The organism is Marinactinospora thermotolerans DSM 45154, from assembly GCF_900167435.1.
Taxonomy (GTDB): Bacteria; Actinomycetota; Actinomycetes; order Streptosporangiales; family Streptosporangiaceae; genus Marinactinospora; species Marinactinospora thermotolerans.
Genome location: NZ_FUWS01000006.1, coordinates 275,434 through 294,773, shown reverse-complemented (window position 1 = coordinate 294,773; position 19,340 = coordinate 275,434). Strand labels below are relative to the sequence as shown.

Sequence of the window (19,340 nt, the reverse complement as noted above, 5' to 3'; positions counted from 1 at the left end):
CACTCCGGGCCTGTCCCGCCGGCGGTGCCCGGTGGACCGATCCCTGGTCCGCGTGCGTGGGCCGGGACCGGGAGGCGGCTCAGGCGCCCGAGGCCGAGAAGAGGGAGCCGACGAACTCCACCAGGAAGAGTTCCTTCAGCTCCTGGGGAGCCGCGTCGAGCAGCGCCAACACCGGCGCCGATCGTGCCGGCACCCCCTCCCCGGGGACGATGCCGGCGGCGGCCAGGACCGCCGCCATGTCCTCGGGGCCGAGTTCCGCCGGATTCAGCGCGGCGATCGCCTCCGCCACGTCGGGATCGGGGTCGGGCGAGGGGAGGTCCGCCGCCACGCGCACCGCCTCGGCCAGGTCGGCGAGCATGTCCGCGGCACGCGGCCCGGTGGCCGGTGTGACCGTCAGGTGAAGGGTGCGGTTCAACCCGCCGAAGGACAGCTGCGGCTGGAGGAACCAGCCGCGCTCCCGCATCTCGTCCGCGACGTTCAGGGGGTCCGTGATGTCGCTGGCCACGCACACCAGGGTCGAGGCGGGGCTGCCCAGGACGCGCAGCCCGTCGATCCGTTCCACCCCCGCCACCACGGCCTCGGTGGCGCGCAGCGCGGCGGCGGCCAGGTCCGCGTACCCGTCGTCCCCGACGTGCCGCAGTACCGCCCAGGCCGAGGCCAGCAGCCCGGCCGACCTGCTTCCCAGGATGGTGGGGTTCACGACGGGATACCCCGGCCAGGCCGCCGAGGCGAAGTACTGGTGGCGCCGCAGCGCGGCGTCGCGGTACAGCACCACGGAGGCGCCCTTGTCGGCGAAACCGTACTTGTGCAGGTCGACGGAGAGGGAGTGGACACCGGGCACGGACAGGTCGAAGGGGGCGATGTCGCGGCCGAGCCGTCGCAGGTAGGGCAGGACCATGCCGCCCACGCAGGCGTCCACGTGGCACCACACACCGCGTTCGCGCGCCAGGGCGGCGATGTCGGCGACCGGGTCCAACACTCCGTGGGCGTAGGAGGGGGCCGAGGCGACCACGAGCGCGGTCCGCTCGCCGACGGCCCCGGCCATGTCGCGGGGGTCGGGGGTGAGCGTCACGGGGTCCACGGGGACCGTGACGACCCGCAGTCCGAGGTAGTGGGCCGCCTTGCGGAACGCGACGTGCGCGGTGGCGGGCAGCACGATCGCGGGGTCGGTGAGGCCCCGGGTGGCGCGGGCGTGGTCGCGCGCGGCCTTCACCGCCAGGAGGATGGACTCGGTGCCACCGCTGGTGAAGGAGCCACGAGTCGCGTCGTCCCCGCCGAGCAGCCGGGCGGCGAACGCCACGACATCGTTCTCCAGCCGGACCACGCTGGGGAACACGGTCATGTCGAGGGCGTTGACGGTCGCGAACGTCGCGTAGGCGCGTGCCGCCAGGTCGTCCAGGCCGGGAAGCCCGGCCTCGTACACGTAGGCGAACGTGCGTCCGCCGCGGGTCGGGGCGTCGTGCGCGCGTAGGCGGGTGAGCTCGGCCAGGATCTCGTCGTCACTGGGCATGGGGCGCTCTCCGGTGTTTCACGTGGAACCTTCACGGGTGCCGGCCAGAAGGGCGGTCAGCCGTTCCTCGGTGAGGTCGTAACACCGCACGAACGGCAGGCTCACGCCGATCAGGGCGGCCGGTAGCAGGCTCATTCCGATGACGATCCCGGCCAGGGCGCTCGATGACTGGAGCACCTGGACGGCCGCGTCGGAGGAGACGAACCCGCCGAGCGCGAGGACGAGGGCGTAGATCCCGCTGCCGGCCGCCATGGCCAGCGTCTCGCCCGCCGTCCACAGCCCTGTGAACAGGCCGGCGCGGCGCCGTCCCGACACCGCGGCGTCCAGGGCGAGCGTGTCGGTCAACATCGCGAACGGCAGCATCTGGGTCCCGGCGTAACCGATCCCGACCACGGCCACGCAGCCGTAGGCGTAGGAGGCCGCCCAGGCGGCGGGGAGAAGCGGGGTGGCGGCGATCGCCGCGGCTCCGACCAGGAAGAACCCGGCCGCGGCGAACAGGCAGGAGCGTTTTCCACGCCGGCGGGAGGCGCGTAGCCACAGCGGCATCGTCACGATGAGCGGACCGACCAGGCAGACGAAGAGCGGGGTGACGGCCGAGGCAGCCCCCAGCGTGTAGGTCGCGAAGTAGGGCGCGCCGGCCAGCATGATCCCCGCGGGGATCGCCTGGAGGACGAACGCGCAGAACAGGAGGGCGAAGGGGCGGTTGGACCGGGCGGCGGCGATCCGCTCCCGGAGCCGCCCCTCCGACTCCAGACGGCCGGTCAGGGGGGCGCGGCGGGTGCCGAGGAACGCCGCGAGCGTGCCCACCAGCAGGAGGCCGCCCACCGCGATCCCCATGAGCCGGTACCCCTCCGCGGTTCCGCCCTGGCTCTGCGCGATCGCGGGGGCGACGGCCCCCGAGAGCAGGATCGCCACGCCGAGGAAGGCCATGCGCCACGACATCAGCAGGGAGCGTTCACCGGGGTCGTCGGTCATCTCCGCGGGCATCGCCACGTAGGGCACCTGGAACACCGCGAACGCGGTCGCCGCGACCAGGAAGGCCACCGCCACGTACAGGGCCGCGCCCGTCCCGTCCAGCGGTGGGGCCAGGAAGACCGCAGCGAACGACACCGGCAGGGTGAGCGCCCCGGCCAGCAGCCACGGCCGGCGGGGACCCAGGCGCGAACGGGTGCGGTCGGACAGCCCGCCGATCCAGGGGTTGGCGAGGACGTCCCAGGCCTTGGGGAGGAACACCACGAGCGCGGCCACCCCCGCGGAGACCGCCAGCACGTCGGTGAGGTAGTACAGCAGCACCAGGCCGGGAACCGTGGCGAAGGAACCCGTCACCAGGGAACCCAGGCCGTAACCCACGTGGACGGAACGGGGGAGGGGCGGGGAGGCCATGCGGCATTAGAACACGCCGCGCGACCGCTCCTCCAGGGATCCGGCGACCTTGTCCGCGCGTGGTCGCCGCAGCATGCACCACACGCGCGGCGCGTCACCGGGGAGCGCGACCTCGGCCGTCACCTCGAAGCCGAGGCTCCGGTAGAAACCGACGTTGCCCTCGTCCGCGGTCTCGAGGAAGGCCGGATGGCCGCTCGCCTCGGCCGCGGCGATCCCCGGGGCCAGGACGGCGCGTCCCAGACCGCTGCCCTGGTCCGCGCGCCGCACCCCGACCGTGGCGAGGAACCAGCAGGGCTCCTGCGGGCGGTGCGGGGCCAGGAGCTCCTCGGCCCGGGCCATGACGGCGCCGCGGTCGCCGTGCAGTTCCACCAGTTCCGCAGCGGTGAACAGCTCCTCGGGCAGGGCGACATCGGGCAGGGTCCACACGGCCACGGCGGCACCGTCGCGGGCCACCCACACACGGCCGTGGGGAAGCCCGACCCGTTCGGCGTAGTAGAGCTGCACCGCCCGCAGTCGGCGTTCGTAGTCGTCGGCGGGCAGCACCCAGCGGGTCCACCGGTAGTCGGCGAAGGCGTCGGCGAGGGTGTCGGCGATGACGGGAAGGTCGTCGGTGGTCGCCTCGCGGACATCGGCGTCGGGGCGGGTGGGCGGATCGAGCGGCACTGCTGTTCTCCCTGTGGTTGTTTCCCCGGACCGTCGACCCGGGGTCGCCGGTCCATGACGACGAAGCCCGCTCCGGCACGCCAGGCGGCCGGAGCGGGCGACGAGGTGATCCAAGCGGTTCCTGTCCTACAGGATGATCCGCATCGGCTCCTCCAGCGTTTCGGCGAGGTCCTTGAGGAAGGCCGCGCCGACCGCGCCGTCGACCGCGCGGTGGTCCACCGACAGCTCCAGCGCGATGGTGTTGCGGGCGACGATCTCGCCGTCGCGCACCACGGCCTCCTGCTTCATCGCGCCCACCGCCAGGATCGCGGCCTCCGGCGGGTTGATGACGGCGGCGAAGCTGTCCACGCCGAACATGCCGAGGTTGCTGACGCTGAACGTGCCGCCGCTCATCTCCTGCGGCTTCAGCTTGCCGTCGCGCGCCTTGGCGGCGAGCTCCTTGGTCTTGGTGGAGATCTCCGACAGCGGGGTCTTGTCCGTGTCGTGCAGGACCGGGACCACCAGTCCAGCGTCGACCGCGACGGCCACGCCGACGTTGATGCGTCCGTGGCGCAGCAGCCGGTCGTCCACCCAGGAGGAGTTGACGGCCGGGTGGCGGCGCAGCGTGGTCGCCACCGCCTTGACGATGAGGTCGTTGAAGCTGATCTTGACGCCGGTGTCCGCCAGACGCTCGTTGACCTCGGCGCGGAACGCCTTGAGCGCTTCGGCGTCGATCGTCCGCCGCAGGTAGAAGTGCGGGACCTCCTGCTTGCTCTGGAGCAGGCGGCGCGCGATCACCTTGCGGACGTTGTTGACCGGCACCTCTTCGGAGTCGCGTCCGTCGTCGTACTTCTCCTGCGGCGCGGCCTGCGGGGCGGGGGCCTTCGGCTGCTCCCGCGGCGCCTCCTGCTGGGCGGGCGCGGAGGCGGACTGCTTCTTGGCGGCGGCCTCGATGTCGGCGCGGACGATCCGGCCCTTGGGACCGGAGCCCTCGATGTCGTCGAGGTTGAGACCGTACTCGCGGGCCAGCCGGCGGGCCAGCGGGGAGGAACGCGGACGCGGCGCGCCGTCGGCCGGACCGGTCGCAGCGCTGGGCTCGGCCTTCTCCTCGGCCTTCGGCTGCTCTTCCGCGGGAGCCTCCTCCTGCGCGGGCGCGGCGTCGCCGGAGCCGGACTCGTCGGGCACGGCGTCGGGGCTGTCGCCGATGACGCCGATCACCGCGCCGATCGGCACGGTCTCGCCCTCGGAGACCGACTGTTTGACGAGGAAGCCCTCCTCGTAGGCCTCGTACTCCATGACGGCCTTGTCGGTCTCGATCTCGACGAGGACGTCGCCGGGGGCCACCTTGTCGCCGACCTTCTTGACCCAGCTACTGATGACGCCTTCCTCCATGGTGTCGGAGAGGCGCGGCATGTAGATCTCAGACATCGTGTGGTTATCCCCTTTATCCGACCCGCCGGCCCACGGCGCTCAGGGTCTCCTTGACGGCGGTGGTGATCGAATCGATCGACGGCAGCGCGGCCGTCTCCAGCGGCTTGGCGTAGGGCATGGGAACCTCGGCCATGGCGACCCGGCGCACCGGGGCGTCCAGGTAGTCGAAGGCGCCCTCCTGGATCGAGGCCGCGATCTCGGCGCCGATGCCGTAGGTCAGCCAGTCGTCCTCGGCGACGACGGCGCAGCCGGTCTTGCGGACCGACTCCACGATGGTGTCGCGGTCCAGCGGGCGCAGGCTGCGCAGGTCGACGACCTCCACGCTGATGCCCTCGGCCGCGAGCTTCTCCGCGACCTGGCCGGCGACCATGGCCATCCGCGAGTAGCCGATCAGCGTGATGTCGGTGCCCTCGCGGGTCACCGCGGCGCGGCCGATCTCGGCGACGCTCTCGTCACCGTCGGGAACCTCGCCCTTGGTGTTGTACAGACCGAGGTTCTCCAGGAACAGGACCGGGTCGTCGTCGCGGATGGCGGCCCGCAGCATCGACGCGGCCTCGGCGGGGGTGCTGGGGGCGAGCACCTTGAGGCCCGGGATGAAGGAGTAGAACAGCTCGATGTTCTGCGAGTGGGTGGCGCCGAGCTGCTGCCCGCCGCCGCCCGGGGTCCGGATGACCATCGGCACGCTGGTCTGACCGCCGAACATGCCGTAGATCTTCGCGGCGTGGTTGATGATCTGGTCGATCGCGATCAGCGAGAAGTTGATCGTCATGATCTCGACGACCGGGCGCAGGCCCAGCATCGCCGCGCCGATCGCGGCGCCGACGAACCCTTCCTCGGCGATCGGGGTGTCGCGCACCCGGCGCTCGCCGAACTCCTTGAGCAGCCCCTCGGTGATCTTGTAGGAGCCTTCGAAGACACCGATCTCCTCACCGAGGAGGAAGACGTTCTCGTCGCGGTGCATCTCCGCGCGGAGCGTGTCGCGCAGTGCCTGGCGGTAAGTGATAACGGACATGACCGCTCCTTCTCTACTCGGCGAAGACCGGGTCGGCGGGCATGCGGCGCGACTCGTTCGGGACGGGGGTGGCGTAGGTGTAGTCGAACAGCGTGGACACCTCGGGGTGCGGGCTGTTCTCGGCGAAGTCGGCGGCGTCGGTCACCTCGTCGCGGACCGAGTCGGCGATCTCCTGCTTGATCTCCTCGGTGAGGATGCCGGCCTCTTCGAGCTGGCGCTCGAACGCGAGGACCGGGTCGTTGGCCTTGGCCTCCTCGGCCTGCTCGGCCGTGCGGTACTTGGCCGGGTCCACGACGGAGTGGCCCTTCATCCGGTAGCTGATCGCCTCGAGCAGGAACGGCTTCTGCTCGGCGCGCGCACGCTCGACGAGGTCGGTGGCGGCGTCGCGGACGGCGAGCACGTCCTGGCCGTCGACGCGCACGCCCTCCATCCGGTAGGACGATCCGCGCTTGTAGAGCTCGGGCTCGGCCGAGGACTTCTCCACGGTGGTGCCCATGCCGGTGAAGTTGTTGACGACCACGAACACGATGGGCAGGTTCCACAGCGCCGCGATGTTGAGCGACTCGTGGAAGGCCCCGATGTTGGTGGTGCCGTCACCCATCTGGCACATGACGACCTCGTCGCCGCCGCGGTAGGAGATGGCGAGCGCGGCGCCGGTGGCCAGGGGGAGCTGGCCGCCCACGATGCCGTAGCCGCCGAGCATCCGGGTCTGGGTGTCGAACATGTGCATCGACCCGCCCCACCCCTTGGACACGCCGGTGGAGCGGCCGTAGAGCTCGGCCATGACGCTGCGCGGGCTGATGCCCTTGCCGATGGCGTAGCCGTGCTCGCGGTAGTTGGTGAAGAGGTAGTCGCGTTCCTGGAGGGCGGTCATGAGGCCGACGATGGTGGCCTCCTCGCCCAGGTTCAGGTGGCAGTAGCCGCCGATACGGGCCTGGGTGTAGGCCTGCGCGGTGCGCTCCTCGAACCGGCGGATGAGCAGCATCTGCCGGTAGTAGTCCAGCAGCGTCTTCGGCTGCTCGTCGGCGATGTTCGGCGCGGTGTCCTTGCGGCTCCGCCGGCGGCCGCCAGTGCTCCTGGCAGTGCCGCCGCCCTTCGGCTTGGCCGTGTCAGCCATGGTGGTGCCTTTCTACGTGCGGGCTCGGCCGGTCCGGGCCGGTGGGTCCGGGGGCCGCTCCGTGACGCGCGGTGGCGCCTCGTCACGGGCCGCGCGCCGGAACCGGGCTCAACGGCGGGCGCGCGGGGTGGCTGCGATGTTCAATGTGAGGTTCGTCGCGCACACTCTACGTACTGATCGATGATCGATCAATACGACTTTAAGGGAGATCCTGGACTTTCCTCGCAGAAGGGGCGGTAATGCGAGAGGGGAGGCGGTCTCCCTCCCGTCGGATCACCCGATGGCGTCCCGTGTCTTCAGCGCGGCCTCGACATAGTTGAGCACGTGGTCGCTGAGCATCCGGCCCACCTCGGGGTCGCGGCGGCGGAACGCCTCGGTGATCTGGTGGTGGTCGGCGGCTTTGGCGTGCAACTCCATGTTCAGCCAGCGCACCGACAGCGCCGTCCACACCTCCACGCCCAGGGACTCCCAGGTGTGCAGCAGCACGCTGTTGCGCGCCGCCCGCACGATCTCGCGATGGAAGTCCACGCTGTGCTTGATCTGCTCCTCGACGTCCCCGTTGGCGGTCGCCCGCTTGAGCTCCTCGACCTCGCGTTCCAGGGGACGGATGTCCTCGGCCAGCCTCGGCGCCGCGAGTTCGGCCGCGACGAGTTCGAGCCCGGCCCGCACGGGGTAGATCTCCGCCATATCCTCGACGCCGAAGTCGCGTACCCGCGCCCCCTTGTTCGGCACCGACTCGATCAGCCGCAGCGTCTCCAGTTCGCGCAGCGCCTCGCGCACGGGCGCCTGGCTCACGTTGAGCTCGGCGGCGATGCGCCGCTCGACGATGCGCTCCCCGGGCTGCCATCGACCGGCCAGCAGGCCGTCGACCAGGACGCGGCGGATCTGTTCCCGTAACGGGTTACGGGCCAGCCGGGAGGAGTCGTCCGGCCTCTCGGGGAGGTCGACCATCGACGGCCTTTCTGCTCGGAGTACGGGGTGGGGGAGGGCATCAACGAGAGTGCCACATCGTGGCGCGTTCACCGGCATGCGGCCGGCCGCCCTCCCGTGTCCCCTCTCCTCCGGCCACCTGGATGAACATGTCGCGCCGATTGGTCGTCCGATGCGCGCCCGGCAGCTGTCCGCGGCGGAAAGTGCGAGGTAGAAGGACCGACTTCAACAGGTCGGGGCATGTCGAGGTGGCCCGGCGCGCTATGCTCTCCTGTCGGAAATGTTCTGAAAAGCAGGCTGCCGCCTCGGGAGGACCGCCCCCAACAACGGTCACCGGAGCGCGGTGGGAGCCACGGTCCGCCGTGGCGCCCGGGAGCCGTCACGATGGCGCTCCTCATGTCGACTTGACGGAACGCGGTATTTCCCGGCTGCGCGGGCGCGTACAAGGGCGCGCCCGTTCCCCAACCCCTACGACCCCACCGAGACAGACCCAGCGGCGAGCCCGTCCCCCTTACGCACGACCGTGCCGCAGGCCAGCCCACACCACGTGAGACAGCACTGAGCACATGATGCACACATCGCGGATCCGGCCCAAGCCGCCAAACCGAGCCGGGCATTCCAACCACGCGTTCCGTCGGTCCGGGTACCCCTCTGGTGGTCCCGTCACCATCTCCAACGGCCCACGTCCCGACAGGGACGGACCCAAGCGGGTCACCTGGCCGACCGTCAGCGAGATCGCCTGGGGACTGGCGTCGGACAAGATCGCCATCCTCCTGGCCGTGGCGCTGGTGACGATGACGGTGCTGTCGGCGGGACCGTTGCACCCTGTCGACAACTTCATCAACACCCTGCCACGCCCCTTCTGGGATGAGATCAGGGTGTTCCTGATCCTATGGCCTGACACGGTCGCCTCGCGATTCGTCGCACTGCCCGTGCTGACCGTCGTGGCACTGCACCTGGCCTACCACCACCGCTCCTGGCGGCCGATCATCCTCGGCGCCGGTGGCGTCTTCGGCATGATCTGCCTGGTCGCCTCGATGAAGCTGCTGCTCGCCCGCAGCCACCCGCGTACCTACGACCCGTCGTTCTTCTCCGAGGGCGGGGTTTCCTTCCCCTCCGGGCACGGCGCGAACGCGATCATGATCTACGGCCTGGTGCTGTTCCTGATCGTCCGCTACCGCGCGGCCCGGCCGCATATCGTGCACCGGCTCGCCTACTGCATCGTCATGATCGCGGTGCTGCAGTCGGTGGTCTCGGCCTACCTGCACTTCCACTGGTTCACCGACCTGGTGACCGGGATGATCGCCGGCGGTTTCGCCCTGCGGTTGACGATCCGGCTGGACCGGATGATCCCCGAGGGACGCACCACGAACTGGTGGCCGTTCCGTCGCCAAGACGACGAGGTTGCGGCGGCCGCCGAATAGCCCCGGAACGCCTCCCACGGCCGTCGCGCATCGCGCGGCGGCCGTTTCCGTGTTCGGGAGGGGCCGCCTCGACACGTGCTCATGCGGGACACAAGAAGGCGGGGCCCGTAGGCCGGCGCCTGAAGGCGCTTCCACACGGACCCCGCTCCACGGTCGCTCGCCCGGAGGGAACCCCCCGTGCCCTCCTGCCCCGAGATCCCCCGATCGGGGCGGCGAACCCCCGGTGACGTCCGGGGGACCCCCATCACCCCGGCTCACCGTGACCGCTCGGCCGTGCTACTACCCCTTGAACAGTGACCAAACATCTTCTTCGGATTTTTTTCGCGCCGGTGTTCCGGCCTGCCGTGAGGTTCCTCCAGCGGTCGCGCGCCGCGGCGTGGCAGCCCTACATTTGGCTACACAGGGAGCCGTTCCGGATGCGCTCCCACACAGACGAGAGGTGCCCGTGTCGATCCTTCAGCCGGACATGAAGCGGATCAGGCTCTCGGTTCCCGCCGACGCCTCCTTCGACGCGGTCCGTGACCTCGACGGTACGGTCGCCGAGGTCGCCGACCCCAAGGACAGGTACCGCTACAAGCGCGACGACTACACGGTCGACTTCGAGGCGACGGGGGAGACCAGCGTCGACGCCGGGGAGGAGATCGAGGTCTTCCGGGCGGTCCGCCTGCACGTGTGATCCGCCGTCGTGTGGGACCGGTCCCACACGGCCGGTGCCGCCGTCCTCGACGTGGACCCCGGTCCCTGAGGCCGGGGTCCACGTGTCGTCACCGGCAGGGCGTGGTCGCGTGGACCCCTCGCCGCCATGGGAACGCGGTCACCTGATCGGCCGCCTCCGCGCCCTCCCCGTCGGCGGGACGCGGGGACCGGGGACGATCCGAGGCCGTGGCGGCCCTCGTGGTGCCGGAAACGCGGGGCGCCGTCGCGGGCCGGGAGAACAGTCTGTACTCCCCCGCCTCGTGTCGGTTACGTTCTCCGTGCGGGGGGACACAGCCACCGACCGGAACGGCGGAGCCGACATGTCCGAACTCGCCTCGCCCCCCACCGACCCGTCCGGCGGACGGCGCCGACCCACCGGGCTGCGCGCCGACCTCCGCGCCGCTATCCCCGACGCGCTGGCCGCCCTGCTCGTCACCGCCACGGTCTTCGTCGTCCTCTACGCGCGGGTGCGCGCCGGGACCTCCGACACCGTCGCCGTCATGCCCTTCCTCGCCGACGCCGACGAGTACTGGATGTACTGGCTCAGCCAGGCCTTCGGCTGGTCCGCCCTGTTGTGGGCGTGGGGCACCGTCGTACTGGGGCTCCTGCTCTCGGGACCCCGGCCGCGCCGACTCGCCACGTCGGTGGCCCGGATCGAACGCCTGCACCGCACCACCTCCCTGAGCGCGATCGCGCTCATGTTCGCCCACGCGCTGATGTTCTTCGCCGAACTGGTCCGCTACGAGGACGAGCTGGGGTGGGCGGCCCGGATCGGCGCGGCCTACCTGGAGACCTTCGTCCCCGGCGGTTACACCAGTGGCACCGGGCAGATCGCCATCCCGATCGGCCAGGCGGCGATGTACCTGGCGCTCCCGTTGGGTCTGATGTTCTACGCGCGCCACCGGATCGGCGCGCGCACGTGGCGCAACCTGCACCGGTTCGTCATCGTCTGCTACGTGCTCGCCGTCTGGCACACCCTGCTGTACGGCACCAACGTCTGGTACGACGGCTGGCCGCGCACGGCCCTGTGGCTCGCCCAGCTCCCCATCGCCGTCCTGCTGCTGGCCCGCCTGCTCCGACCGTCCCGCCGCGGCGAGCGGCTGCGCGCCGGCGGGGGCGACAGGCGGCGCGGCCTCCTGCCCGTCTGGCTGAGGCTGGCCGGGCGCGCCGCGGCCGTCCTGGTGATCGTCGCCCTGGTCGCGGTCGTCGTCACCGGCAGGGACGGCGGGCGCCCGGCGCCGGGCGCCGGGGACGGACACGCCACCCACACCGAAGAGGGGACCGGCTGATCCGCCTGGGGCCGTGGGCGGGTCACAGCGTGTGGACGGCGGGCTCGTCCACCAGCACCGCCTCGTGGACCGACGCCCGTGCCCGGTCCAGGGCGCGCACGGCCTGGCGCAGGCCGTCGATCGCCGTGCGCGCGCCGTCCTCGTCCCGTTGTGGGTCGCGGGCGGCCCCCGCCGCGCAGAGCAGGGCCGAGAGCGCCGCCGCGACGAGCTCGACGGCCCGGAGCAGGCGGTCGCCGCCGGCCGGGGCCGGCCCCGCGGAGTCGCGGTTATGGGCGAGCGAGCCGATGGCCTGGGCCAGCCGGGTGGCCTGCCACTCGACCAGGGCGAACTCCTCGGTCTCACTGCGGACCCCGGCGGCCAGCGTCCGGCTCCGCGCGGTGGCGCCGAACTCGGCGGGGCTGGTCCCGGCGCGGAGCGCGGCACGCTCGGTGTCGATCGCGTTGCGCTCGGCGGCTCCGACGAGCGCGTAGGCCAGGCCCAGAGCCGTCGATCCGTCCCCCGAGCCCTGTCCGGCGCTCGCGGTGACACCGAGCTCGGCCAGCAGCGCCATGACCTGTTCGGTGCTGAGGGGGGTGTCGGCCCGTGTGATCGTCATGGCCACGATCGTAGACAGTCCGAAAAAGCGGAAAATCCGGTCGTGAGGGTTCGCCCTGGTGGGGCGGGGGTGACGTGGACGGCTCCCTGCCTTTCCGTGATCGTTTCGGCGCGCAACGTTAAAGGGAAGGTCGAGGATGGGTAAAGACGGCGTATGGCCACTCCTGAAGTCCGCCCCCTCCCCAGGCGTACGGCGCGGATCGCCGCACTGGCGCTGTCCGCGCTCGCCGTCACCGGATTCGCCGCCCCCGCGCAGGCGGCCACGGTCGCGGGAGCACCGTCGTCGGTCGCCGCGATCCTGCCCATCGACCTCGGTGGTTCCGAGCTGCTCAACCGCGGCGACTCCGGTCCCGAGGTCCGTGAGCTCCAAGAACGCCTGAACGAGCTCGGCTATTGGACGGGAACCCCTGACGGCCTGTTCCAGGACCTCACCGTGCAGGCGGTCTACGCCGTGCAGAAGGCCGCGGGCATCGACCGCGACGGCGTGGTCGGACCCCAGACCCGTAAGGCCCTCCGGGAAGGGGTGCGGCCCGAGGCCACCGCCTCGGGCGAGGCGATCGAGATCGACCTGGAGCGTCAGCTGCTCCTCGTGGTCTCCGACGGCCGTGTCGAGCAGGTCTTCAACACCTCGACCGGATCGGGTGAGACCTACGAGTCCCGGGGACGCCAGAGCGTCGCCGTCACCCCCACCGGCGCCTACACCGTCTTCCGCGAGGTGGACGCCTGGGACCCCGGCCCGCTCGGCGCGCTGTACCGGCCCAAGTACTTCAACGGCGGCATCGCCATCCACGGCTATCCCTCGGTTCCCCCCTACCCCGCCTCGCACGGGTGCGCCCGGGTGAGCACCCCGGCCATGGACTGGCTGTGGGAGAGCGGCCACCTCGACCACGGCAAGACCGTCATCGTGCGCTGACCCGCCTCCCGCGTTTCCCAGTCCTTCCGGCCCAGGTCGTGATACCTATGACCGGGAGGGGGCGGGGCAGCCCGTGCCACCGATGCGAAGACGGTCGGGTGCGCAGGAGGCAGGGTGAAGGTCGCGGTGGTAGGGGCCGGGAAGGTCGGCGCGATGGTGGCCGTGGGGCTGGTCTACCACGGGATCGCCCGAGAGATCGTCCTGGTCGACCAGGACACGGCACGGGCCAGGGGGGTCGCGCTCGACCTGGGCTACGCCGCGCCGATGTACCCCGAGGTGGACGTGCGCGCCGGGACCACCGACGACCTGGCCGGAGCCGGGGTCGTGGTCGTGACCGCGGGCCTCAACGAGAAGGCCGGCGGCGCGACCGACCGTTCCGATCCGCGCGGACGGCTGCGCCTGCTCGACCACAACGCCGGGGTCTTCCGCGACGTCGTCCCGGCCATCGCCGCGGCGGCGCCCTCGGCCACCGTCATGGTCATCACCGATCCGCCGGACCCGCTCGCCGACCTGGCGCGCTCCATCCTCGGCCACGACCGGGTCTTCTCCACCGGGACGGTCATCGACAGCCTGCGGTTCCGGGTGCGCCTGGCCCACGCGCTGGGCGTCACCCCGCGATCGGTCCACGCCCAGATCATCGGGGAACACGGCACCAGCGGGGTCTTCCTGTGGTCCACGGCCGCGGTCGGGGGCGTTCCAGCTCTCCACCTGGCCGAGCGGGCCGGGCACGACGTCGACCGGTTCCGCGCCGAGGTCGAGCGGGCCGTGCGCTACGCCAACATCGACATCATCGAGGGCACCGGTGCCAGCCGTTACGGCATCGGCGCGGTGGCCGCCATGCTGGTGCGCTGCGTGGCCCGGGACGAGCGCACCGTGCTCCCGGTCGCCTCGCACCGCCCCGCGTGGGGGACCACGCTGTCGCTGCCCTCGGTGCTGGGCGCCGGAGGGGTGCGTGAGGTGATCGAACCGGCGATGGACGACGCCGAGCGGGCGGCGCTGGAGGCCAGCGCGCGCACCCTGCGCGAGGCGGCCTCCACCGTCCTGGTCTAACCCCCTCCCGGCGACGGGGGCAGGCGGGGCCCCGGGAGGTGTGGGGGCGTCGGATCCGGACCGGTGAGGGGAGGCCCGCCGGGACCACGCGCGCGGGTTCGGCGCCGCGCCGCTCACCCGCGGACATGGGAGTGGGGTCAGGGGGCCGGTGGCCCCGGCTGGGCAGCGGTGTCCGGAGGTCTTCGCGTACCTGGTGGACGGGTGTTGCTGTGGCCGACCGGTTGAGACGCATGGGCCGATCGGGTTCGGCCGTGCGAAGGGGCGTCATGTCTTCGAATCCGTGGCCGTGGACCGGGGGAGGGGCTGGTCGTCCCGGTTGGGTACCGCTGTTCGGGGGTTTGCGTACCTGGTGGACGGGTGTTGCTGTGGCCGACCGGTTGAGACGCATGGGCCGATCGGGTTCGGCCGTGCGAAGGGGCGTCATGTCTTCGAGTCCGCGGACACGGGAGCTGTGAAAGAAAGGGGGAGGGGCCGGCGTCTCGCGCAGGACGCCGGCCCCTCGGCCGTCCCGCTATGGAGGGGGCGCGGAGCGGCCTGTGTCCGAGTCCCCGAGACTCGAACGCGTGTACGAATACTACGCGCCGGTGGGATCCCTGTCGAGGGGCCGGTGCCCCGCGTCCGGCCGGAAGCGGCCTCCTCCCCCCGGGGGAAAGGGTTGGCGAGCAGAAGAGGTGGGTAGCGGGCCGCGATCGCGCCACGCCGGCCTGCCGACCCAGGAGGAGCAGCATGGACACGACAGCGCCCCACCACGTCTTCCACCCCGCCGAGCGCCCCGGCCACCCACTGCTGTTGCTGCTGCACGGACCCGACGGTGATGAGGAGGAGCTCGTCGCGGTGGGACGCGGCCTCCTGCCCGAATCCGCCCTGCTCGCCCCGCGCGGGTTCGGCGTCCACGACGGGATGGACGGACGCGAGGTCGAGGAACGGGTGGTCCGCCTGGAGCGATTCGTCGATAAGGCGACCATCCACTACGGCCTCGACCCCGACGGCGTCATCGCGGTCGGACGCTCCGACGGCGCGTCCCTCGCCGCCGCCAGCCTCCTGCTCCACCCGGGCCTGTTGCGCGCGGCGGTCATGTTCGCGCCGGCTCCGGTCCTGCACGACCCGCCCCGCCCCGACCTGACGGGACGGTCGGCGTTCATCGCGGCGGGGCGCGCCGATCGCGTCACCGACCCTCTCCAGTCGGAGCGACTCGCCGCCGACCTGCGGCGCTGCGGTGCCGACGTGGTGCTGCACTGGCACCCGGGGGAGGGCGACGCGGTGAGCGGGCCGGCACTCGACGCCGCCCAGGCGTGGTTGCGCGTGCGTGACACCGCGCTGTGACCAGGGCGCGCGGGCGCCGGCCCGTCCCGGGATCACGGAAGGTCGCCCACCTCCCGCACCCACGCCGACTCCACCAGGACGACGTACTCGTTCACCACCGGTGAGCCGTCCGCGATGTCGGTCGTGTCCCCTTCCATGGCCACGGTCTCGTGGTAGAGCGGCATCCCGGTGTCGGCGTCGAACATGATGCGCCGCTGGAGGGTCCCCCCCTCGGAGAAGAGGCGATCCTCCGCCACGAACAGCACCCCGGTGCGGCCCTCGCGGTCGGTGGCCTGACCCGCGAGGCGCACGCCGTCGTCCTCGGCGAGCATGCGCAGGATCCTCTCCTGCTCCCCTGGGGACACCGGCATCTCCTGGTAGAGACGCTGCAACCCGTAGAAGACCTCCGCCGTGTCGACCTCCGCGTTCTCGATGCCGTCCCCCTCGGCGAGCTGCCGGCGCAGGGTGTCGGGGTCCTCCGCCAGCGTCCCCGGGGCCCAGCTGAACTGGAGTCCTTCGTCGGGGTGCGACCATTCGTACTCGGTGGCCTCGGGCTCGAACAGGGCGTCGATGGGGCCGCGGTCGCCGGCCAGGTGCTCGGCCGGCCGGGGCCGCTCGACCACCCGGCCGGTGTGGTCGGGGGAACGCCAGACCTGTTCGTCCACCGGTGCGATCCCCCACCCCTCCTCTCCGGTGTCGAGGTCCTGCGACAGGGTGAGGTTCCACCGGGAGAGGCGGACGTAGGCGACCTCGCCCTCTCCCGCCGTGGCCGGTCGCGCCGCGGCCCGCTCGGCCAGCTCCCGCAGCTCCTCCCCCGCGTCGTCCAGCTCCCCGGGGAGCACGCTGAGCGGCGCCGGCGGTGGAGTGGCTTCGGCGGTTCCGGGATCGCGGTACAACGTCACCCCCGTCAGCAGCAGCGTGGCGACACCCGCCGCCAGGCCGAGCAGCAGGGGCCGGCGGCCTCGGGCCGGGCCGCCCCGCACGGACGCGGGCACGGTCCCGGTCTGGATGCCGGCGCGGGCCTGGTCCATCCGCTCGGGGTCGGGCCGGGTCCCTGCCGCCGGATCATGCGGTGCGAAAAGATCGCGTACGACCTGCTCGTCGGCGTTCATCGGTTCTCCTCCACGAGGGTGGGACGGGTCAGGGGGAGCGGCCCGGGGCCGTCGCCGTCGGGCTGGGCCGCGGAGTCGGCGAGAAGCCGCTGGATGCGCTTGCGCGCCCGATGCAGCCGCACCCGGGCCGTCGCGACGGTGCAGCCCAGGACCTGCGCGGCCGCGGGCATGTCCAGCCCCTCCCAGGCCAGCAGCATGACCAGCTCGCGTTCTCGGGGGCGCAGCGCCTTCAGCGCGGACAGGGCGGTCTGGCGGTCGAGGACCTGCCCGGCGGCGTCGGAGCTCGCCGGGAGCCCCGGTGGCTCCCCGTCGAACAGGCCGAACAGTTCGCCGCGGCGTCGAGCGCCCCGACTGCGCGCCAGCACGATGTTGCGGGCCGTCGCGTAGAGCCAGGGCAGCGGAGCGTGCCCGGGTATCCGGTCCCGGCGGCGCCAGGCCACCGCGAACGTCTCCGCCGCCACGTCGTCGGCCTGATCGGGACCCAGCCGGCGCAGGGCGTAGCGGTAGACGTCGGGATAGTGCCGTTCGAACAGGCGGGCGAACCCGTCGCTCGTGGAGGCGTCGGGATCCTCCTCGGATCGCGTCATCGGATTCCTTCCGGTGCGGTGTCGTCCTCTCATGTCCGCCACGGGGCCGTTATTACGGGCTCCCGGGATTTTTTCCTCTCGGCCGCCGTCGCCGCCCCCGCCAGGGGCGAAGGCGGTTGTCCACGCGGGTGGAACGAGGGGCCGGACGACGCGATGGCGCGACGGTTGATACGCCGTCGGGGACCGCCCTGTCGGACCTGGTCGTGTGAGACCTTCGGCGACCGATCGCTCCCCTTCGCCCCGACGCCGACCTGCGGGTGGAGCCGCACGAGCGCACCGGGGAGACCGTGGCGTCCTACGCGCGTGCGCGGGAGGTCGCCGGTCGGTGAGCGCCGGGCGCGTCCCCGACCACACCGGTATCGCCTGGTCCGGGGAGACGGTCCCCCTGAGGTGGGTCCTCCTCCGCATGTCCCTGGAGAACGCGCACCACACCGAGCAGGTGGACGTCGTCCGGGAACTCCTCGACGTCGGGACGGGCGACCATCGTCCAGGTCGAGCCGGTTCCCGTCCGCATTCCAGCCGCTCAAGTGTGAAGAGGGTCGCTTCTGGGAAGATCCCGGACTTTCCGGTCCTAACGGTTGGGGTGAGGGTTCCCATGGAGAGCTACGGGGTCCAGATCGGCCTCGTGTTGGTCCTGGTCGTGTTGAACGCGGCGTTCGCCGGAAGCGAGATCGCGCTCATCACGCTGCGGGAGGGGCAGCTGAAGCGCTTGGAGGAGCAGGGGGCGGGCGGGCGGCTGGTGGCCCGGCTGGCCCGCGACCCCAACCGGTTCCTGGCCACCATCCAGATCGGGATCACCCTGGCCGGGTTCCTCGCGTCGGCGACCGCGGCCGTCGCCCTGGCCCAGCCGCTGATCGAACCCCTCAGCGGGGTTCTGGGTGCGGCCGCCAGCCCGGCGGCGATCGTGCTGGTCACCATCGTGCTGACCTTCGTCACCCTGGTCTTCGGCGAGCTCGCGCCCAAGCGCATCGCCATGCAGCGGGCCGAGACCTGGGCGCTGCTGGCCGCGCGCCCGCTCAACCTGCTGGCCGCGATCTCGCGTCCGGCGGTGTGGCTGCTCAGCGTCTCCACCGACCTGGTGGTGCGGCTGACCGGGGGCGACCCCAAGGCCAACCGGGACGAGGTCACCGAGGAGGAGCTGCGCGACCTGATCTCCACCCAGAGCGGGCTGGCTCCCGAACAGCGCACCATTCTGTCCGGCGCGTTCGAGATCACCGACCGCCGCCTACGCCAGGTCCTGGTGCCACGTCGCGACGTGGACGCCCTGCCCGCGGCCCTGCCCGCCGACGAGGCCGTTCGGGTCCTCGCCGAGCGTGGGCACTCGCGCGCCCCGGTGGTCGCCGACGACGACCTCGACGACATCGTCGGTGTCGTCCACTGGTCGGATCTGCTCCGCGGTTCGGGGAGTGTCGGCGAGCTCGCGCGCGTCCCGCTGCTGCTTCCCGACTCCCTGCCGGTCTCCCTGGCCCTGCAGCGCATGACGGCCGAACACCAGCAGCTCGCCTTCGTCATCGGGGAGGTCGGTTCCACCCAGGGCATCGTCACCCTGGAGGACCTGTTGGAGGAGATCGTCGGCGACATCTACGACGAGACCGACTCCGACATCCGTACCGTCACCCGGCTGGACGACGGGGCCATCCTGATGCCCGGCACGTTCCCGGTGCACGACCTCGATGACCTCGACATCGCCTTCGCGGACGCCCCCGAGGGCGACTACGTCACCATCGCCGGGTTGCTCATCGCCCGGCTCGGCCACATCCCCACCGAGCCGGGGGAGCGGGTCGACCTGGGAGGCTGGACGGCCACCGTCAGCGCCACCGACGGCCGGGCCATCACCGAGGTCCGGCTCGTCCCGGTCGAGGCGAGTTCGCGTGGCGCCGGTGAGGTGGGGGCGGACAAGGGGTGACCGCTGAGGGAGGATAGGGGAGGGGCCCCGCGGAGGTCCGAGCCGCGGGGCCCCTCTGTCATCGCGGAACCGCTCAGGCGCCGGTGGCCTTCGCCACCGCCGCCAGCGCCGAAGCGTTGGCGAAGTACTTGTTGGCGGCGAGGTCGGCGACCGTGACGATGCCGAACGCCTCCTTCAGCAGCTCACCGTCGCGCTCGGACACGCCCTTCAGGGCACTCACCGGGGCGGCCAGCACCTCGGCCAGCTCCTTGTCGGCCCAGGCCTTGTCCACGACACCGTCCAGGTCCACCGATACGGCCATGCCGTCTCCTTGTCTCGTTGTCGGCAAAGTGACGATCCGGCCCCCACGGGAGTCCACGGCCGTGCGGGGCGGATCACCCCACGCAACGGTGGTCATACGGGGACGGTTCCCAAAGAGTCGGTCCCATCGGTGAATTAACCC

18 protein-coding genes are annotated in these 19,340 nt (G+C 71.8%); 7 read left to right on the top strand and 11 right to left on the bottom strand.

Annotation, left to right across the window (positions count from 1 at the left end; translation table 11 throughout):
• Positions 1-79: 79 nt before the first annotated feature.
• The 7 genes from B5D66_RS12945 to B5D66_RS12915 all read right to left on the bottom strand — a co-directional run bounded on the left by B5D66_RS12945 (position 80) and on the right by B5D66_RS12915 (position 8,046).
• A complete protein-coding gene (locus B5D66_RS12945; RefSeq protein WP_078761953.1) occupies positions 80-1,510 on the bottom strand; it encodes a pyridoxal phosphate-dependent decarboxylase family protein in 1,431 nt (476 codons plus the stop codon).
• A gap of 18 nt (positions 1,511-1,528) precedes the next feature.
• Positions 1,529-2,893: an MFS transporter gene (locus tag B5D66_RS12940; RefSeq protein WP_078761952.1), complete on the bottom strand. Its 1,365-nt coding sequence runs from the start codon at positions 2,891-2,893 to the stop codon at positions 1,529-1,531.
• Positions 2,894-2,899: 6 nt separating this feature from the next.
• Complete coding sequence (locus B5D66_RS12935; RefSeq protein WP_078761951.1) at positions 2,900-3,556, bottom strand: GNAT family N-acetyltransferase; 657 nt, start codon at positions 3,554-3,556, stop codon at positions 2,900-2,902.
• A 126-nt stretch (positions 3,557-3,682) separates the two neighbouring features.
• Positions 3,683-4,963, bottom strand: a complete 1,281-nt coding sequence (locus tag B5D66_RS12930) for a dihydrolipoamide acetyltransferase family protein (RefSeq protein ID WP_078761950.1) — start codon at positions 4,961-4,963, stop codon at positions 3,683-3,685.
• 16 nt (positions 4,964-4,979) lie between these two features.
• Positions 4,980-5,978, bottom strand: a complete 999-nt coding sequence (locus B5D66_RS12925; protein ID WP_078761949.1) for an alpha-ketoacid dehydrogenase subunit beta — start codon at positions 5,976-5,978, stop codon at positions 4,980-4,982.
• Positions 5,979-5,991: 13 nt separating this feature from the next.
• Entirely contained in the window at positions 5,992-7,095 is a 1,104-nt protein-coding gene (gene pdhA, locus B5D66_RS12920; protein ID WP_078761948.1) for a pyruvate dehydrogenase (acetyl-transferring) E1 component subunit alpha, read from the bottom strand.
• 273 nt (positions 7,096-7,368) lie between these two features.
• Positions 7,369-8,046 (bottom strand): GntR family transcriptional regulator, encoded by a 678-nt coding sequence (locus B5D66_RS12915; RefSeq protein WP_078761947.1) that lies wholly within the window; start codon positions 8,044-8,046, stop codon positions 7,369-7,371.
• 545 nt (positions 8,047-8,591) lie between these two features.
• Between B5D66_RS12915 and B5D66_RS12910 the strand changes: the two genes are divergently transcribed.
• The 3 genes from B5D66_RS12910 (at position 8,592) to B5D66_RS12900 (ending at position 11,434) form a co-directional block, all read left to right on the top strand.
• Entirely contained in the window at positions 8,592-9,449 is an 858-nt protein-coding gene (locus tag B5D66_RS12910) for a phosphatase PAP2 family protein (protein ID WP_235000963.1), read from the top strand.
• Positions 9,450-9,915: 466 nt separating this feature from the next.
• The gene (locus tag B5D66_RS12905; protein WP_235000962.1) at positions 9,916-10,125 is read left to right on the top strand and encodes a hypothetical protein; all 210 of its coding nucleotides are present in this window, start codon (positions 9,916-9,918) and stop codon (positions 10,123-10,125) included.
• Between the two features lie 340 nt (positions 10,126-10,465).
• Positions 10,466-11,434 carry a ferric reductase-like transmembrane domain-containing protein gene (locus tag B5D66_RS12900; RefSeq protein ID WP_078761944.1) on the top strand — a complete coding sequence of 323 codons (969 nt, stop codon included), beginning with the start codon at positions 10,466-10,468 and terminating at the stop codon, positions 11,432-11,434.
• Positions 11,435-11,456: 22 nt separating this feature from the next.
• On the opposite strand, the gene B5D66_RS12895 is transcribed toward B5D66_RS12900, so the two are convergent.
• Complete coding sequence (locus B5D66_RS12895; RefSeq protein ID WP_078761943.1) at positions 11,457-12,029, bottom strand: hypothetical protein; 573 nt, start codon at positions 12,027-12,029, stop codon at positions 11,457-11,459.
• Positions 12,030-12,182: 153 nt separating this feature from the next.
• Between B5D66_RS12895 and B5D66_RS12890 the strand changes: the two genes are divergently transcribed.
• From B5D66_RS12890 to B5D66_RS12880, 3 genes are all read left to right on the top strand, one after another.
• Positions 12,183-12,941: a L,D-transpeptidase family protein gene (locus tag B5D66_RS12890; protein WP_078761942.1), complete on the top strand. Its 759-nt coding sequence runs from the start codon at positions 12,183-12,185 to the stop codon at positions 12,939-12,941.
• 114 nt (positions 12,942-13,055) lie between these two features.
• The gene (locus tag B5D66_RS12885; RefSeq protein ID WP_078761941.1) at positions 13,056-13,991 is read left to right on the top strand and encodes a lactate/malate family dehydrogenase; all 936 of its coding nucleotides are present in this window, start codon (positions 13,056-13,058) and stop codon (positions 13,989-13,991) included.
• A gap of 726 nt (positions 13,992-14,717) precedes the next feature.
• A complete protein-coding gene (locus B5D66_RS12880) occupies positions 14,718-15,314 on the top strand; it encodes an alpha/beta hydrolase (protein ID WP_078761940.1) in 597 nt (198 codons plus the stop codon).
• A 32-nt stretch (positions 15,315-15,346) separates the two neighbouring features.
• On the opposite strand, the gene B5D66_RS12875 is transcribed toward B5D66_RS12880, so the two are convergent.
• A complete protein-coding gene (locus B5D66_RS12875) occupies positions 15,347-16,405 on the bottom strand; it encodes a CU044_5270 family protein (protein ID WP_078761939.1) in 1,059 nt (352 codons plus the stop codon).
• Positions 16,402-16,992, bottom strand: coding sequence for an RNA polymerase sigma factor (locus B5D66_RS12870; RefSeq protein WP_078761938.1), 591 nt, complete (start codon positions 16,990-16,992; stop codon positions 16,402-16,404). Before B5D66_RS12870 ends, B5D66_RS12875 begins: the two co-directional genes overlap by 4 nt.
• Before the next feature lie 595 nt (positions 16,993-17,587).
• On the opposite strand from B5D66_RS12870, the gene B5D66_RS12860 reads away from it, so the two are divergent.
• The gene (locus B5D66_RS12860) at positions 17,588-18,898 is read left to right on the top strand and encodes a hemolysin family protein (RefSeq protein ID WP_078761936.1); all 1,311 of its coding nucleotides are present in this window, start codon (positions 17,588-17,590) and stop codon (positions 18,896-18,898) included.
• A 73-nt stretch (positions 18,899-18,971) separates the two neighbouring features.
• Here B5D66_RS12860 and B5D66_RS12855 read toward each other — a convergent pair whose 3' ends face one another.
• Entirely contained in the window at positions 18,972-19,199 is a 228-nt protein-coding gene (locus tag B5D66_RS12855) for a hypothetical protein (protein WP_078761935.1), read from the bottom strand.
• Between the last annotated feature and the right edge of the window lie 141 nt (positions 19,200-19,340).